The organism is Comamonas sp. UBA7528, from assembly GCF_002479375.1.
In the GTDB taxonomy this organism is placed as follows: domain Bacteria; phylum Pseudomonadota; class Gammaproteobacteria; order Burkholderiales; family Burkholderiaceae_C; genus Comamonas.
In genome coordinates, this window is sequence record NZ_DLMU01000013.1 from 1 (window position 1) to 17218 (window position 17218).

Here is a 17218-nt window from a genome sequence, read left to right on the forward strand (position 1 = left end):
ACAAAACTCTGGTCGATTCACATTGCCGACATCATCAACGTGCTTGGTGATGCGGAGTGCCAACCCATTTTGTTCGTCGGCTCCGGTTTTTCGAAACGGTACGCACAAGGTCCGAACTGGGAGGAGCTGCTGGCGATGCTCGCAGAGAAGTGTCCTGAGATTGACAAAGACTTTGCGTATTACAAGCAGACTTACAAAGGGGATCTCAAGGCTATAGGTACGGTGTTTACGGATCTGTACCGCGAGTGGGCGTGGGGCGAAGGCAAGTCATTGTTTCCACCGGAATACTTCGATGCCAGCGCTCCTCCCGATATTTTTATCAAGCACACTGTTGCAGAACTTCTCAAAAATCTTGGCCCTCATGCAGAAGGGTCTTATGGATCAGATAGCCTAAATGCAGAAATAGAGGCGCTTAAGAATATAAGTGCTCACGCGATCATCACGACGAACTATGACCAAGTAATTGAGCCTCTTTTTCCTGAATATGAAGTAGTCGTTGGTCAACAGATTATTCGAAAAGGCTACCTCGCGATAGGAGAGATATTCAAGATTCACGGCTGCTTGACTCAGCCACAGTCTCTAGTTCTAAATGAAGCCGATTACCTACGCTTTGATGAAGATCATAAATACCTTAGTGCAAAGCTATTAACTTACTTTATCGAGCATCCTCTGCTGTTTGTTGGTTACAGAGCTGACGACCCTAATATAAAGGCGATCCTATACGACGTATTCCGTATGGTACGTGCCTCGACTTCAGATATCGTCCCAAACATCTTCATTCTCCAATGGGATCCAACTCTGACGGAGTCTTCGCCGCCACCTGCTCGTGAGCATGTAATTTCTGTTGCGCCGGACATCAATATTCGCATCAAGAGTATTACTTCAGCCTCTTTCGAGTGGGTTTTCAAGGCATTTGGTCAGGCTGGAAACCTCGAAAAAATCAACACAAAACTGCTTCGTGCTCTTATGGCCCGATCGGTAGAGCTAATCCGATCTGACATCCCGAAAAAGCACGTTGAGATTGATTTTACACAACTGTCGCAAGCTGTAGATTCTGGAGAAAATTTTGCAAAACTTTTCGGTGTTACATCGCTGTCAGATCCGTCGAAAGTCAACTTGGACTACAAGTACGCAATCAGCGGTGTTGCACAAGAGCTTGGTTTCACACATTGGTACAACGTGCGCAAGATGATCTCGGCGATTGCCGAGCAGACGGGCTTTAACATTACGTCAACGGACAATAAATATCACATCGCATACAAGCTCGGACATAAGTCAGATCAGCTAACTCACAAGTACACGCAAGCAACTGTGGACCTTTTAAAGCGTTACATGAAAGGTGAGCCGTTAGATCTCAATATGGAAACAGTCCAAGTCGATAAGTAAAACAGCTCTTAAATAAACCGGTGGCATGGAATATTTTTTCATTGCTTTACTCATGCAAGGGATTCAGTCAATAAATATGCGGAATGACCACATTTGAGAATTTCAGGAATTTACGCTTATCCAGCGATTTTCTGCAACAAGCTTGAAGCATCCGCCTGGGCGAATGCCTTCAAGCACTGCTTTTGGCCGAAGCCTGGCCTAGCCACGTCTGTGCGCAGCGCAGCACCGCAAAGCTGACATTCGGGGTTGCACCTTGAGCGTCCGGTTTAGGACAAGCAGTCAACGCAGCAGGCCGTCTTCAGTCGGCCAGGAGTTGTCATCTGGCAAGTGCTCGCGCACGACAGATCCAGGCTAAATGCAGACGATGCCTTTCGCATTTCCAGTGCTCTTTCACCGATGAATGCAAACGCTGATGTACTTGTAGCGTCCTTCAAGCGTCATTTCACTGCACTGTGAAAATCCCTTGCCACTTCCCCGGTAGTGAGCGAGCTAATTTCGGCCATACTGCCCCTACACTAGGTACAACAAGGAGATAACATGTCGAAAAAAATGGATCCATCCTGGAAGACTTATGAGGAGATCGCTGCCCTCGTCTTGAATCAATGCGCTACCGACTTCGGGATTGAGCGAGTTGAGGGCAAGCAAAAGGTCGTCGCCAAAAGCGGCACTACGTTCGAAGTCGACGCCCGCGCCTGGACGGAGGGCGATACCGCACACCTGCTTGTCGAGTGCAAGGAGCACAAGAACACCAGGATAAACCAAGCCATTACCAGCGCTCTCGCTTGGCAAATCTTCGACACAGACGCGAAGGGTGGCTTCTTGGTCTCCCCCAATGGGCTTCAATCAGGCGCGAGGTCAGTGGCCAAAGCTGCCAACATCCACGAGATCAAACTCAACCCTGCGTCCACCGCTTCCGCTTGGTTCGGCGAGTGGCTTGGGAAGCTGCGTGCTGGCTTCACCGACGAGGTGAACATTGGAGTATCCGAACACCTGGAGATCATGGAAATCGATCAGCAAGGAAAAACGACAGTCGTTTACGACTCGGCTAAAGGTGATTCGAGCAAATTCTGACAATTCGCTTGCGGCCGCCTAGCGCCGCAGTAAGGCCTCGGCCTCTTACTAATATGCAACGTCGATGGACCTTAAACCTTACAGCAGCCGACTTGAGAAGTTCTTTGACCAAGTCGCCGTCATTCAACACTATCAGCGACTCTCCGCGAACGTTGCTAAGCAGACGATCGCTGACCTGCAGGCTCGCGACCGAGACTTAACTCTTCTGGACTCGGAGACTCACGAGTTGCTAGGCCATAGCATCAACGTGTTCTCTTTTTACAGTCCATACACGGGAATGATCAGCCCCTACTCGCACGCAAGGCTGACGCCTAAAGAGATGGCGAGGCTCGTCCACCTTCACAAGAACAAGCAGTATCAATGGTTACTCGTCGAGGCCTACGAGTTGTTTGAGGACTTCGTGGTGTCACTCTATGAGCTCGTCAGACGCGACCATACGCATTTTCGCTTAAGCAAGGATGCTAATGCAGTAATGCCCCCGTCAGAACTCAAAAAGAAAGTGCCTCTGATCATCGATATGCTTCGGAAAAAGCTACCTGAACTCGCGAAGATTGAAGTCAACAACCAGATCAATACCAATCTGCGGCTTCATTCCCGTATGGCTGAGAAGTTTCGGCACGTCATCGTCCACAAGAACGGAAAAACTGACAATGTAGAAACGATGATCGAGGACATCCTCAATTGGGCTAATTTGGCGGGCGATAAGGCCCGGGGACCTGCAGCCAGAGCCCATGTTGCCAGCTATATCGGTGGAGGCGACGTAGCCGGTGTGATCGTTTTGGTAGAACAGCCAATCTTCCAAGCTGACGGGCTCACCATGAATATCAACAGGCATGAGAATCTGGTCAATGCGCTGATGTCCCATGCTCTTGTCATGTCGCAAAGCCTGGTTGACCATCTTGGCAAAGCGAGCCCAGAGTGAATCGCAGCATACGATGCCCGGTGAGTGTTCGACACGAAACCAAGACTTGAGATCCTTGGCGAGAGGATTTGGTAGCATCGCGAGCAGAAGCCTCAACTTGATGGCATTCGTGATTAACTCAAAAAATAGCCAGATGACCGATTCTCACTGAGCAACCCGGATGCGACTGCCGTGGTCCGCTTTGGTGCAAAGCAGGCACCTACTGATAAATCACGAACGGCAGCAACGGGTCGATTGCTGGCTGACGCGGACGATCGCTGACGGGTAGTTCAGGGCTATCTCGCAGATCCGAGGCGAAATACCGCAAACGTTGCACAGCAGACATAGGCTGGCGCCAATTTTCAGCGAGCGTCGCGCGGCCTTGTCTGCTCCAAATAGGCTCTGCCATACCGTAGACAGGCCACCAGTTCACGCCGCGATGAGGCCATGCACTACGCTAATGCAGAAACCCCGCCAGCACCCCTTGCGTCTCCGCCGGAACCTCCATCGGGATCATGTGCCCGGCGTCCAGCACTTGCAGCTGTGACCCCGGGATGCCTTGGTGCAGTTCCTGCGCTTCGTCCAGGCTGCGCAGGCGGTCTTGCTGGCCGGCAATGACCAAAGTGGGGCAACGGATGTCGCCCAGGCGGTTGGTGTCGCCATCACGGCGGAGCTGGGCCTGGCGGCGGAAGGCGTCGCCGCCCAGGCGCAGGCTCATGGCGTGGATGCGGTTGACCAATACATCATCATCCTCCCGCGCGGGCGCCAGGGATTGGCGGATGGAGCGCTTGCTGACCCCCGCAAAGGTCTGGGGCGCGGCCAGCACTGCGTCGGCTTTGCGGCGCGCTTGCAGCTCTGTATCCCCACGCGACGAGGTGGCGATCAGCACCAGTTGCTGCACCCGATCCGGCGCGATGCGGGCGATTTCACGGGCCACGTAGCCGCCCATGGAGAAGCCGATGACGTCAAACACCCCGTCCGGCACGGTGCGCAGGACTTGGGCTGCCATGTCTTCGATGGTGCTGGCGGTGCTGAGGTCTGCATGCACCAAGGGGCCACGGGTCTGCAGATAGGGCTGGATGTCGGTCCATAAATCCTGGTCAAGCATGAAGCCAGGGATCAGAACGGTGGTCAATGGTGACTCCTGCTGTGTGTGGGATGTGTTGTCCTATTTGCTGCTTTCATCGCTTTCACCGCTTCTACCGCTGCTATAGCTTTTGCAGCTTCTGCCGTGCTCGCCATGTTCGCCGTTTTTACCGTTCTTGCCGTCTTCACCCTGCTCTCCATCTTCGACCTCTTCGCCCTTCTTCTTCGCCCATCACCTTCTTTCCGCCATTTGGGCTGTACCCTACCGGGACAGCGAACGGCAGAACGCCTGTATGGCCTGGCAGGCAGTGTGGAGCGATGCGTCGTCCAGCGCATACGCCAGCCGGACATAGGGGCCGAGCCCGAACGCGCTGCCGTGCACGGTGGCCACACCCGCCTCGTCCAGCAGGGCGTTGACCACGTCTTCGTCGCTGCCCAACAGGGTGCCCGCCGGGGTGGTGGTGCCCATCAGCCCTTCGCAGGAGGCAAAGGCGTAGAACGCGCCTTGCGGCACTTGGCAGTGCAGCCCGGGCGCCTGGTTGAGGGCGGCGACCACGGTATCGCGCCGGCGTTGGAACACGGCGCGTGATTGTGCAATGAAGTCCTGCGGCCCGGTCAACGCCGCCAGCGCGGCGTGCTGCGAAATCGTGCTGGCGCCCGAGGTCTGCTGGCCTTGCAGTTTTTCCATGGCCTCCACCAGCCAGCCGGGGCCGGTGCCAAAGCCGATGCGCCAGCCGGTCATGGCATAGGCTTTGGATACGCCGTTCATGGTCAGCACGCGGTCGCGCAGGCGCGGCTCCACCTGGGCCAGGGTGAAGAATGCAGCGCCGTCAAAGATCAGGTGTTCGTAGATATCGTCGGCCAGCACCAGCACCTGGGGGTGGGCACGCAGCACTTCGGCCAGCGCCAGCAGTTCCGCACGGCTGTACACCGCACCGGACGGGTTGCTGGGCGAATTCAGGATCAGCCAGCGCGTGCGCGGGGTGATGGCGGCCTGCAGTCTGTCAGGGCTGAGCTTGAAGCCGCTGGCGGCGTTGCACGGCACGGTGACCGTGCGGGCGCCGCACAATTGCACGATTTCCGGGTAGCTGACCCAGTGCGGCGCGGGCACGATCACTTCGTCCCCTTCATTGAGGGTGGCGGCCAGGGCGTTGAAGATGATCTGCTTGCCGCCGTTGGCGACCAGCGTGTCCTGCCAGCGCACCGGCAGCCCGTTTTCCTGCTGGAACTTGGCGGCAATTGCCTCACGCAGCGCACGCAGGCCCGCCACCTGGGTGTAGCGCGTGTGGCCCGCGCGGATGGCGGCAATGCCGGCTTCGCGCACATGGGCGGGGGTGTCAAAGTCGGGCTCCCCGGCACTTAAAGAGATCACGGAGCCCCCCGCAGCGCGGCGGGCGGCCACCCGGTCCATGACCTGGTAGGTGGCCGAGGGCTTGGCGGCCGCCAGAAAGCGGTTCAGCGAATGGACGGGGGCGTTCATGGTGCGTCCCTCCAGCGGGACAGGCCCAGCAGATCCAGCGTGGTCTGGCCCTGGCGCAGCGCGTCCATGATGCGGGCTTCCTTGTCAAACCGTTCCTGGCCGCGCGCCAGGCAGGCAGGCACCTGCGCAGCGGGCAGGATGACGACACCGTCATCGTCCGCCACCACCAGATCGCCCGCCGCCACGGGTGTGCCGGTCAGTTGCATGGGCTGGCCCACGGACGGTGCGCTGGCCTTGATGGTGCCCCGCACCGAGATGCCGCGTGTGAACACCGGAAAGCGCCGCGCGGTAAGTGCAGCGATATCGCGCACCCCCCCGTCGATCACCAGGCCGGCGATGCCGGCGGCACCTGCCGCCACGGTCAAGACCTCGCCCCAGTACCCCGCCACAAAGCCGGCGGCAGATACCACCAGCACGCTGCCGCGCGGTGCTTTTTCCATGGCCAGGTGAATCGCCAGGTTGTCGCCGGGCGATACCTCCAGCGGGTAGGCGGCGCCCGCCACCGAGGCCCCGGGCCAGATGGTGCGGATGGCCGGATCAACTGCGCTGTTGGCCAGGCCCGATGCTTCGTACAGGGTGGAGGTACCCAGCTTGCGGGCCTGCGCCAGCTGGTCTGCGGAGTACATGGCGGAAGTGATCTGAGTGGTGTGGGTCATCCTGCTTTCCTTTGCAGCGTGTGGTAGCCCAGTGCGGTGCGCGCTTCGCGAATAGTGGCGCCTTGGGTGATGCGTTCGCGGATGGTGGCTTCGACCTGTTCGATCTGGCGGGCGGTGTCTGCCACTTCGCGCGCCCGTGCCCGCGGCACGATGACCACGCCGTTGGCGTCTGCCACCACGATGTCGCGCGATGCCACGCGGACGGTGCCTATGCCGACGACGGCATTGACCGCTTCCACCTGTACCCGGTCTTTGCCGGTGCGCATGAAGCGCCCGGCGGTGAACAGCGGGTAGCCATCGCCCAGCGCCTTGTTCACGTCACGGCAGACGCCATCGATCACGGTGGCGGCGATGCCGCGCAGGCCGGCGTACTGGGTCAGGATGTCGCCCCAGACCGTGGCGTCCGCGCGGCCGCCGTTGTCGATGACGATCACATCGCCCTCGGCCACGTCGTCGATGAAGTCACCCACGGTGCCTGCGGGCAGGCTGGCCGGGGCGTAGCGCACCGTGTAAGCGGGGCCAACAATGACATGGGGGTAGTTGGCCAGCGGGGCAATGCCCAGGGCCTGGCCGTGCAGGCCGAGCTTGTCCAGGGCGTCGGAAACGCCGGGCGTGTCCAGGCCGGCGAACAGGGCCACCAATTCCTGGTCTTCGGGGTTGGGGGCGTGCGGGTTGCGCAGGTTGCGGTATGTGTGTGGGGTGTCCATGAAGGAATCTCCAGAGAAAGAACGTTTACTGCGCCCGAATGGCTTCAAATTCCTTGTCGTGCATGACTTCGGCCACGGAGCGGCCGGCACGCACGGCGGCGACCATGGCGTCTTGTCGTGTGGCAATGCGCTCGCCCAGGTCCAGCACCTCGTCAATCCGCGCCGCCGGCACAAACACGGTGCCGCAGCGGTCGGCAATCACGTAGTCGCCCTCTTCCACGGTGACTCCGGCCATCTGCACCGGGGTGCCCGCAGCGATCTGTACCACCCGGTTGCGGGCGCTCACCATGGTCACGCCCCGGCCGTACACGGGGTAGCCAATGGATTCGCTGCCTTCAATGTCACGGCTGACGCCGTCGATGACGGAGCCGCGCACCTGCCTGGCGGTGGCCGCGTTGGCCAGGATGTCGCCCCAGCAGGAGATGCCCTCTGCACCGCCGGCAATGACCAGCACCCGGTCTGCCGTGGTCACCGCATCGATCACCGGGGAGATCAGGTGCACCGTGGGCTGGGTACCGGCCTTGGGGCCCAGCTGGATGGTGCTGGCGCGCCCCACGATCTTGGGACAGTCCCACAGCGGGCGCAGGCCGTAGGTGGCGCCAGGCAGGCCCAGAAAATCCAGGGCGTCGGAGACGGTGTTGGTGTCGAGCGCGGCAAGGCGGTCAAGTGGTGAGGGCTGGGTCATGCAGAGAACTCCAAGGAAGACACCGGCATCCTCATGCTGCGGCCCTGATATGTAAATTTCTAACTTCGTATCTTGTTGATACGATAAGCGGAACAAGAAACACCGAGGATGACTGGCGTGAGCACCATCGACTTTCGACTGATTCGGCAACTGTGGATGTTCCTGGCCGTGGCCGAGGAACAGCATTTCGGGCGTGCCGCCGCACGGCTGGGCATGTCGCAGCCGCCGCTGACCGAGCAGATCAAGGTGCTGGAACAGTCGCTGAAGCTGCGCCTGTTCGATCGTTCACGCCAGGGGACGCGGCTCAGCCCTGCGGGTGCGGCCATCCTGCCGGCGGTGCGGCAGTTTGCCGGGCAGGTGGAGCAACTGGAACGCGTGGTGCGCGAAGTGGCGGCCGGGCAGTCCGGGGTGCTGCACGTGGGGGCCATCACCTCGGCCATGCTGGACACCATCCCGCCCCTGCTGGACAGACTGAAGGCGCTGCACCCCCACCTGACGGTCTTTGTGCGCGAAATCGACAGCGTGGAAGCCATACCGGGCCTGGAAGCCGGAGAGCTGGACCTGGCCTTTGTGCGCCTGGAAGAGGAAGCCGGCAGCGGCATTGCCACCTTGCCGCTGACCGAAGACCGGCTGGCCGTGGCCCTGCCCAAGCACCATGCGCTGGCCGCCCTGCCGCGCGTGCGCCTGCAGTCGCTGGCCAGCGAGCAGTGGGTGATGTCTGCACGCCAGGTCAGCCCGACCTACTTTGACATGCTGACCTCGGTGTGCCGAGCGCATGGCTTTACGCCCCGGGTGATGCACGAGGTGCGGTCGGTCACGTCACAAATTGCCTATGTCAGCTGCGGCCAGGGGGTGGCGCTGGTGCCATCGGCCATGCGCAAGCTGGCGCCCGAGAACGTGGTGGTCCGCCCGCTGAAAGAGAAGGTCACGGTCGTCACCGCCGCACTGGCCTGGAACACCCACCGCCACCATCCGATGGTGGATGTGGTGGTGGAATTGCTGCAAAAGCAGCGTGGCAAGGGCTGAGCGAGAGGCTGAAGCAAGGACTGGTTCAGAGCGGCTCACACGGCACGGCAAACCGCAGGTATGGGGTCAATACGGGCGTGGTGTGGTGCCACGCAGCGCACTTCGTACAACAAGGGCGAGCGACCACGTATGCGGGTGATGCCAGTGATTCCAAGGGGCCGGCAAAGAGGCAGACGATGGGTATGCCGCAAGGACACGATGCCATGGTGGGCGGCAACACCTGACCTGTTGGCGGCATTGGCATGTGATGCCGTAGCCCAGCCGGCCCGCAGCGAAGACTCCAGATTCCTACGCCGGTGCATCGCCCTACCCTCTCTCCCTCTGCCCTCTCCTTCTGCGCTTCCTTGGCCCTGCTGCATCTCCCGCGTTCAGGGCAGTGAGCAGCGCATCAACGCACAGCCGAAGGCAGATAGCCAAAGCGCGCCCGAAAGCGTTCGGCAAACCGCGCGCGGGACTTGTAGCCGCAGGCCTGGGCAATCTCGGGAACACTCCAGGACGTGGTTTGCACCAGCATCATGGCGTGGTGCATGCGCACGTCGATCAGCACATCTTCAAACCGCGCGCTTTCGCCCGCCAGGCGGCGGCGCAGCGTGGCCTCGCTCACGGCCAGCGCTTTGCCCGCCGTCTGCGCCGTCCAGTGCTGGCTGGGGGCTTCGCCAATCAGGGCGCGCAAACGCCCGGACAGCCCCTGTGACTGGGGCGGCCTGAACACGCCACCGCGCTCAGCCAGCGCCGCCAGCAAATCCATGGCGCGGTACCGCAGGCGTTCGTCACTGAGCTGCCCATCTGCGGTGCTGGCCAGCACATGCTGCAGCGAGGACGCCAGATCCGCGTCCAGCGGAAGCTGCTGGAAAGGAGCGGCCACCTGCGCAGCCTCTGCCCCCGTGGCACGACCCAGGCGGAAAGCGTCCAGCAGCTCCGGCGACAGTGTCAGAAACACCGACCGGAAACGCTGCTCCATGCCGCCCGGCGTCTTGCGCAAATCGGCACAGGTGCTGGCATCCACCAGCAGCAGGGACGCCGACGCATCGACACCGATGCGGTGGACGCCGCAGTCCATATCCAGCCGCCCCGCCGCAATCAGCAGCACTGCCGCGTCCTGAAACAGGAACCGGGGCGTGTGCTGCACCTGCTTCAGACACGGCTGGGCCACGGTGCACAGGCCCCGCCGCCAGATGGGCGCGCCCGCAGGCAGCAGCCATGGCAGATCGTCCACAGCGGCTGCATCAGCTGCATCGGTGGATTCCGCCAGCGGGGCTGCCAAAGGAGCGGTCTGAGGGGCGACCCGGAGAGTTTCCTGCGCAAACGCCATGGCCGACCGGTCTTTACTGCGCGCTGGTCTGCAGCGACACCGCAGGGTTCAGGCTGTAGACCCCGGTGAGGCTGGCCTGCCCCAGCACCTGGGCCGATGCCAGGGCTGCGCGCACATTCGCGCCCGTCAGCGGCCCGGTCACGGCCAGCGTGGGGGTTGCCAGTGCGTAAATGGTGAACACGTAGTGGTGCAGCAGCGTGTCGTTCCATGGGGGGCAAGGGCCGTCATAGCCGTGGTAGCCGCCCTTCATCTGTTCGTCCGCGGCAAACCATCCGGTGTAGTCGTTCAGACCGTGGCGCCACCCTGCGGGCGCGGCGGGGCCGGCTTTGCCCCGGGGGGTCACCCCATCCGAATGGGAGCCCGCAGCAATGTGCGTGACGTTGGCGGGAATGTCCAGCAGCAGCCAGTGAAAGAAGTCCACGCGCGGCAAGGAAGATGGAACCTCACGGCCCTCCTTGCTCACATCGTCGCCCTTGCTGGGCACGTCGGGGTCATGGCAGACGACGACGAACGACTGCGTGCCCGCCGGCACATCGCTCCAGGCGAGGTGCGGGTTCCGGTTGGCCGACAGGGCCACATGGGATGCGGCATCAGGCACCGCAAACGCGAATTCACCGGGAATGGCCTGGCCGTCTTGAAAACTCTGGCTGATAAGTTGCATGGAAATCCGTCCTGCAGTGGGTTGGGCTGATGCGACGTGCATCCACCATCCTGCAGAAGTGTAGGGAGTCCAGCGCACGCCAAAGCACCAAATCCGATCAATCACGGCAGCATAGCCGGTCAATTTGCGTGCATTTGGTTCTGGTGCGCAGTTGCCGGCCCTTCGATCATCCAGTTTCAGAACGCCTGCTGCCGCAGGTACTGTGGGCCAGAAGCAGGCCCACATGCATCCCGGAAAGTGATGGCTCCTGGCTGGCTGCGGCCATTGTCAGCCTGCGACCGGAACGACAGAAAACGCCGTTAGCTGACACTGGTACAGCCAGACATGGTGCCTTAATGGGCTGTCCGCCCGCTTCGACACGGGGGGAAGCTGCTGTGACCACGCCATCGCGACTCTGGACAGGAAGGCGGCCACACCTTCATGCGGCTAAGCGCCCTGTTGACGCCGCCTTTCCATGCCTGAAGGTTCTCTCTCCCTACAGAACTTGAAAGTCTCAGATGCCCAAGCAAATCTTCGTCAACCTGCCCGTCGCTGACCTGCCGAAGGCCAAGTCCTTCTATGAAGCCATCGGCGCCGTCAACAACCCGCAGTTCAGCGACGACACCGCCGCCTGCATGGAGATCTCCGACACCATCTACGTGATGCTGCTCACCCACCCGAAATGGGCCACATTCACCCAAAAGCCTATCGTCAACGCCCACGCTGCCAGCGAAGTCATGCTGTGCCTGAGCGCCGACAACCGCGCGGCGGTTGACGACATGGTGGCAACCGCTTCCGCCCACGGCGGCAAGGCGGACGTGAACGCCTTGCAAGACCTCGGATTCATGTACGGGCGCAGCTTCGAGGACCTAGACGGCCACATCTGGGAGATCATATTCATGGACATGAGCCAGATGCCCCAAGGCTGATGCAAGCCCGACCATAGGCAGTGCCTGTTGATGGCCACCTTCTGACCTTGCCTGTGAGGAAATGAAGCGGCCGCCTGCTCCTGCCTGGAGCATCTATCGCGGAAGTCCGCTTTCTGGCATGTCCGTGTTTACACAATGTCGGTCAGCAGGAGCCGGTCAATACGCTTGCTTGGGGGCGGCTTCAGGCTGATCTGAGTCACTCAAGGCCTCGTCACCCACACCAGCCATTGCGCGTCGTCCACATCGAAGGGCCGCTTTGCGCTCAGATCCTGTCCCCGATTGCGTGGTTCGCCGCTTACCTAAACGAAGGACCGCTTCTACTTGCCCCGGCAGGCTTGTGTCGACCCAGAGCAGGCATCCACTAACGAAAAAGCTAAGCCGACTGCCGAAGGCGGGTCGGCTTGAGCGCCGGATTAGACCCAGCACAAGAAAACGACCATGACCGCACAGGCCAAAGACTACGAAAACAAGAGCTACTAGCCCCAGTAAAGTAAGGGCTAGAGGCCAAAAACACTAATAACTAACCTAAAGCCGCCACCGCCACTCACAGGCGAAGCTCAAGCGAATGCCAAACACCCAGCAAAAAACGCTTGCAAAGGTAAATGGCGCATGCATATGCAGGGGCTGAAATGGGCCGAAATAAAGGCAGACTAACGAAAAAGTTAAACAGCACCTAAAGCCGAAAAGAAGCAACAATTGCCATTAAAATGCCGAAAGAATGGCAATTGTTTGCGTCCGTGTTGAATGCCAAGCTATATTTACAGAGCAGTCATTTGTTATTTTTTTTTCCGACTTTTTTTAGGTTTTCGTGCAAATCGGCAAGTGACTTATCAATTACACCGCAGACGGCAATAAACCTGGTTGCCCAATTTAAGTTATTTTCGGCCTCTGCTTTTGCTATAAGAGAGCGCTGAATGTTGCTTTTGTGACTATCTTTGATTTTAAATGGTTCCAGTTCGCCTGAAGCGTCGATTGAAAATGAGTCAAACCATGCTGAATTTTCTTTTTGAATATTTATTAACCATTCATCAGGGAATAGTCCTTCAATAGCAAATCTAGATCTTACAGATACAAAGTGCTTATTCGCCTCAAAATCTATTTTGCAATTTCCAAAGTAGCCCTGAAGGGCTTTTCTTTCAATTTCACCAGCTTCATCACCATCAAATACAGTTACGCAAGCGTATTCATTTTTTATGAATTGATATGTTGCACGAAGAAACCCAGACAAGTGCTTAACGCCTCCAAAGTCCTCGAATTTTGCTTTTCTTAGAGTAGGAAATTGATGTTTCTCTGGAGGGATGATATTTAGCAACCACTCAAATATCTCGCGATCTGACTGTCCCTCAACTAAAACATTAAATACCGCAAGATTGTAGAAATCACCAAATTTAATACCTAGTGCAGATCGAATCGAGGATACGGCTTCGGTGAAGGTTTTGTATTGCTTTATTTCTGTTCTTTTTGCAGTGTTGAGATACGTCCCGGATACGAGGTTGGGATCCTGCGGAACGAATGCCATTGAGTGAGTTGTTTTGATGACGCTTGCTTCAGTTGCAAGGTTTTCTAGGATTGTGTTGCAACTCTCGGCTAAATTTGGGTGAAGGTATGACTCAGGCTCTTCGAGTAGCCACAAAACGCTCCTGCCTTCTGATATTTCTTGTTTGGTGATCCAGCGAAATGCAGCCAGAAGAGCAGTGGTTTGGATACCCATGCCTTTTTCTTGTATTGGTGTTTTTTGTGGATCCGATAACAAGAAATCAAAACCAGATACTAGCTTTTCAATTGATTGACTTGGGAGAGAGAAGCTTGCAACTAAATCATGAAGACCGGCGATCTCTAGCTCTTTATTCAATGAAAAGGCTGCATCATTCAGGCTTTCATCAATTTTATTTATGTAAGGCTCAATTACTTTTGATACTCTTCTTCTTAAGAAAGGTGCTAATAATTCACTATAGATTTGATCAACGCTTTTTGCAGATGGAACATAATGGAGGCTAAAAGATCCCAATACGCGATTTACAAGGCTTATATGTGTTCTTGAGTATTGAACTGATTTTGCTCCTTTCGGTCTTTTTGCATTTGGAAAGAAACTGTAGACAGGAGTATTAGTGTCTGTGAAGTACAAATTTAGGTTTATTTGATTCCCAGATCTAGTTGTTCCTTGCAGTTCGTGTAATTCATCTATGGCTTCATATATTTCATTTTCTTTGCTTGGATCCCCCTCAAATGTCGCAACAATACTTGTACGTGACTTGCTGGCGCCAAAGGAAAGATCCGAATCTCTTGTGTAACCGTAAGAATTATTTAAGCCTGTGAAGAGTAGTTGCACCGCCTTTAGTAGATTAGTTTTTCCAGAATTATTTGGGCCAACAATAGTCATGCTTCCTGGAATTCTGAGGTGCTGCTCAGTCTCTATAGTTCTAAAATTCTTAATTCGTATTTCTTTCAGTTCCATTTATATTCCAATGATATTTTCGGTTTGTCGGTACTTTGGGTGAAAATATTTAATTTATCTAACTAGATTTAGCCGATAGAAAAAATAGGCTCGTCGTTCTTATAAAAATAAATCTATCCGAAATTCTGAGAGTGAGCAATCGCAAGCAAAATTTTTAGGCAAACCTAAAAATTTCGAGATTGGAGCTTGTTGCATGTAGTCCAAAGACCAATGAAGGAATGACGGCTTATGGCCGAGATGTTGAATTCATGGCTACGCCAGGAAGCTGACGGTCATAAGGCTGTGGCAGCCGAACATCACTAGTCGCTCAGGCGAGTTGAAGCCTGCGCATCCTGTGTGCCCCCTCAACTCGATGGGAGACCATCATGGGATCGATAGGTAATACCGCTCATCGCGAGCCGTGAACAAAGGCAAGATCGTCGGGCAGAAGGCTCCGTTCAAGCTCAAGGACATATGGGCACTGCACGTAAGCTTCAGATGGAAGGCCGGGTGCGCGAGCCTGCTATCTCAACTTAGGCATCGATTGCAAGCTGCGAGGGTGCGACCTCGTCGCCCTCAAGGTTTGGGATGTGTGACACGGCGACCAAGTGGCATCGCTCGCTGTCGTCATGCAGCACAAGACTCAGCGTCCAGCGCAGTTTGAGATCACGCAGGCTGCCCGTGACGCCTTGCAAGCCTCGATCAAGCTTGCTGGGTTGAAATCAGAGGACTTCCGGTTTCCAAGCAGGCTACACGAATCGCCACATCTATGGACACGGCAGTACGCCCGAATCCTCGGTCACTGGGTTGACGAGCTAGGCCTGGACCGCATGGAGTACGGGACACACTTGATGCGCAGGACAAAGGCGACACTGATCTACCGCACCACCAAGAACCTGCGCGCTGTGCAGTTACTGCTCGGCTACTCGAAGTGGGAGTCAATAGTGAGGTACCAGGGAATCGAAGTCGACGATGCCCTCTAGATCTCTGAACAGACGGAGATTTGAAGTTACCGCTGGCGGTCACCCTGGAAACTGCGGCAGGGAGGGCTTCCTCAACGGCCGCAATGTGGCGCTGGGCCAAACTGGCACTTTTGGCCAATACAGGCCAGTGACAGTTAAAGAAAGCGGACGCTCAACGTTGCAGCTCACAGACGGACTGAGGCTTGCCGGAGGACGTGTGGTGGAGCGATCGGTTAGGCGTCGCTTCCGCCTGAAAATGACAACGATGACATATAAGACATCACTGATGGGGAATCTCCATTGCGTCCAGTACCGCAAAGGAAATTCTCTTGTTTTCTTCAATTGGCATGCCCAGTCTATCTGTCATCGCATTCAATTTTGGCCAGTTTCTCTCAAGAACTCTCGCTCGCTCGCGGTTATCCATGAAAACCAGCATTGTTCGAGTCTTCGCTCCCGATTGATCAGGTGCTCGTTGGGTATTGCTGAGGCAAGCCACATATGCTTTGAAGCCATATGCAGGTAGCGCGACGTTGCAAAAATAAAACCAGTTTATCTTCGAATCGGCCTTCTTGAACCACTTGCACACCTCCCGAATTTCCCACAGCTCCCTCCGGTCTGCGTCATAGCCGGAGATGCTCAATTCGACACGGCCTTGGAATTTCCGGCACAGTGCGTCACTGGTTTCGATCCGACGAAAGAAGTCAATGACTGGACCAACGTTCCCACCTTCAATGTCTTCCCGATCGACTGCGTAGTGGATGAAATCGTAACGAGACAGCTTGTCATTGAAGGCCCAATGTGATTTCAAACTTTCTAGGTGATCCTTGGGTGGGCCCACAATTTCGAGTAATCGGGACTTGTCGCTCTCGAAAATGTTTTCCCTGGGAATTGACATCTTCCATCCTGTGGGAGTTCCGTCAGTCCGAGACTGGCTGAAATGCTGCCAATAAGTTTTCCCGCTTGTGTCGTCATGAATGACAATCAGAACCGGCATAGGGATATTCAAGTAGTAGTTCAGATGTTTCAGTTCGCCATAAAATGTGAAACCCGCTGCTCCGCCATCTCTGAGGAAGGACTTTCCAGTCTTAATCTGAATTGCGAGGCATTGACCGGTGACAGCTCCGCTGTCAGTGACTACGTCGATATAGCCATCAATGCCGAAGTCATGCTCGTTGTGATTTCTTCGAAATATCCATCCGAACTTATTGTTTACCGTGGAGGAAACAGCGTTGACGCCCTCTTCACCGGTTCGTGTGCTTTTGCGAATGCTTGGAAATCCGTCTGTCATGTGAGATCACTCTTGATATTTATTCTTTTGCAACCGAAAACTCAAGGAGTTTGAATGAGCGTGTGCGGCAACGGTGAATTTTGTGACGCCTAACTTAATGTAGACCATAAAGCCTGCGGGATACGCTGGGCGATGCGAATTATTCTAGATACTGATTCCTCCTAGAAGCGACTTGCAGTCTGGGTTTGTGATCAGTCTCACTGGACAAGAACCCGGCACGCTTGTACTGGAGAAAATATAGCTTGCGAAGCGGCGGAATCAAAGTGCAACGTTCGAACTGCGGCTGTGCTTAGTAGTGCATCGCAGACCGTTTTGGGGGCACGGTGCCCCCGTCGCCTTAGGGTCGCAAGCTCCTGCTCACACTACGTGACTACGGACATCCAGCGACCTATCTGTCTAAACTTGACGGCCGCTGTGCGCTGCACGCCTAAAACCCGTCATTGGGCAGTCGTCCGCGTCGACGCTCGGATGGGCCGCGATGGGGCAATGACCGATAGGTTGCCATTGCCGTCGTTCTTCGGCGGAATCTGCGCCCAGGGGCACCCCTTTCTGGCATCCATGCGCACGGCGCTAATGGCCCATCAGCGTCCGGAGGATCACTTCGCAGCGGGCCATCGGGGAAGATACTAGCGCATGCGCTGACCGGACAGGCCAG

The 17218-nt window shown here is 56.8% G+C and carries 14 protein-coding genes and 1 pseudogene; 6 read left to right on the plus strand and 9 right to left on the minus strand.

Features of this window, described 5'->3' with window-relative positions:
* Positions 1-39: 39 nt before the first annotated feature.
* The 3 genes from B3349_RS15470 to B3349_RS15480 all read left to right on the plus strand — a co-directional run bounded on the left by B3349_RS15470 (position 40) and on the right by B3349_RS15480 (position 3379).
* The gene (locus B3349_RS15470) at positions 40-1386 is read left to right on the plus strand and encodes an SIR2 family protein (protein ID WP_291590149.1); all 1347 of its coding nucleotides are present in this window, start codon (positions 40-42) and stop codon (positions 1384-1386) included.
* 537 nt (positions 1387-1923) lie between these two features.
* On the plus strand, positions 1924-2457 hold the full coding sequence (locus B3349_RS15475) for a restriction endonuclease (RefSeq protein ID WP_291590067.1): 534 nt from the start codon (positions 1924-1926) through the stop codon (positions 2455-2457).
* 64 nt (positions 2458-2521) lie between these two features.
* Positions 2522-3379, plus strand: coding sequence for a hypothetical protein (locus tag B3349_RS15480; RefSeq protein ID WP_291590069.1), 858 nt, complete (start codon positions 2522-2524; stop codon positions 3377-3379).
* Between the two features lie 436 nt (positions 3380-3815).
* Here B3349_RS15480 and B3349_RS15485 read toward each other — a convergent pair whose 3' ends face one another.
* From B3349_RS15485 to B3349_RS15505, 5 genes are all read right to left on the minus strand, one after another.
* On the minus strand, positions 3816-4493 hold the full coding sequence (locus B3349_RS15485; protein WP_291590071.1) for an alpha/beta fold hydrolase: 678 nt from the start codon (positions 4491-4493) through the stop codon (positions 3816-3818).
* Between the two features lie 213 nt (positions 4494-4706).
* Complete coding sequence (locus B3349_RS15490; protein ID WP_291590073.1) at positions 4707-5924, minus strand: pyridoxal phosphate-dependent aminotransferase; 1218 nt, start codon at positions 5922-5924, stop codon at positions 4707-4709.
* The gene (locus B3349_RS15495; RefSeq protein WP_291590076.1) at positions 5921-6580 is read right to left on the minus strand and encodes an RraA family protein; all 660 of its coding nucleotides are present in this window, start codon (positions 6578-6580) and stop codon (positions 5921-5923) included. Before B3349_RS15495 ends, B3349_RS15490 begins: the two co-directional genes overlap by 4 nt.
* Positions 6577-7287 (minus strand): RraA family protein, encoded by a 711-nt coding sequence (locus B3349_RS15500; RefSeq protein ID WP_291590078.1) that lies wholly within the window; start codon positions 7285-7287, stop codon positions 6577-6579. The genes B3349_RS15495 and B3349_RS15500 overlap by 4 nt, the downstream gene beginning before the upstream one ends.
* A gap of 25 nt (positions 7288-7312) precedes the next feature.
* Positions 7313-7972 carry an RraA family protein gene (locus B3349_RS15505; protein WP_291590080.1) on the minus strand — a complete coding sequence of 220 codons (660 nt, stop codon included), beginning with the start codon at positions 7970-7972 and terminating at the stop codon, positions 7313-7315.
* A gap of 117 nt (positions 7973-8089) precedes the next feature.
* Here B3349_RS15505 and B3349_RS15510 point away from each other — a divergent pair, with 117 nt between their 5' ends.
* The gene (locus B3349_RS15510) at positions 8090-8998 is read left to right on the plus strand and encodes a LysR family transcriptional regulator (RefSeq protein WP_291590082.1); all 909 of its coding nucleotides are present in this window, start codon (positions 8090-8092) and stop codon (positions 8996-8998) included.
* A 388-nt stretch (positions 8999-9386) separates the two neighbouring features.
* Here the strand turns inward: B3349_RS15510 and B3349_RS15515 are convergent, their stop codons facing one another.
* Together B3349_RS15515 and B3349_RS15520 are read right to left on the minus strand one after the other, a co-directional pair.
* Positions 9387-10214, minus strand: a complete 828-nt coding sequence (locus B3349_RS15515) for an AraC family transcriptional regulator (protein WP_291590084.1) — start codon at positions 10212-10214, stop codon at positions 9387-9389.
* A 109-nt stretch (positions 10215-10323) separates the two neighbouring features.
* Positions 10324-10971: a YbhB/YbcL family Raf kinase inhibitor-like protein gene (locus B3349_RS15520; RefSeq protein WP_291590086.1), complete on the minus strand. Its 648-nt coding sequence runs from the start codon at positions 10969-10971 to the stop codon at positions 10324-10326.
* Positions 10972-11468: 497 nt separating this feature from the next.
* Here B3349_RS15520 and B3349_RS15525 point away from each other — a divergent pair, with 497 nt between their 5' ends.
* Positions 11469-11879 (plus strand): VOC family protein, encoded by a 411-nt coding sequence (locus tag B3349_RS15525; RefSeq protein ID WP_291590087.1) that lies wholly within the window; start codon positions 11469-11471, stop codon positions 11877-11879.
* Between the two features lie 769 nt (positions 11880-12648).
* On the opposite strand, the gene B3349_RS15530 is transcribed toward B3349_RS15525, so the two are convergent.
* The gene (locus B3349_RS15530; protein WP_291590089.1) at positions 12649-14334 is read right to left on the minus strand and encodes an ATP-dependent nuclease; all 1686 of its coding nucleotides are present in this window, start codon (positions 14332-14334) and stop codon (positions 12649-12651) included.
* 365 nt (positions 14335-14699) lie between these two features.
* Between B3349_RS15530 and B3349_RS15535 the strand changes: the two are divergent.
* A pseudogene (locus B3349_RS15535) lies at positions 14700-15296 on the plus strand (tyrosine-type recombinase/integrase).
* Positions 15297-15555: 259 nt separating this feature from the next.
* Here B3349_RS15535 and B3349_RS15540 read toward each other — a convergent pair.
* Positions 15556-16563 (minus strand): DUF4365 domain-containing protein, encoded by a 1008-nt coding sequence (locus B3349_RS15540; protein ID WP_291590091.1) that lies wholly within the window; start codon positions 16561-16563, stop codon positions 15556-15558.
* Between the last annotated feature and the right edge of the window lie 655 nt (positions 16564-17218).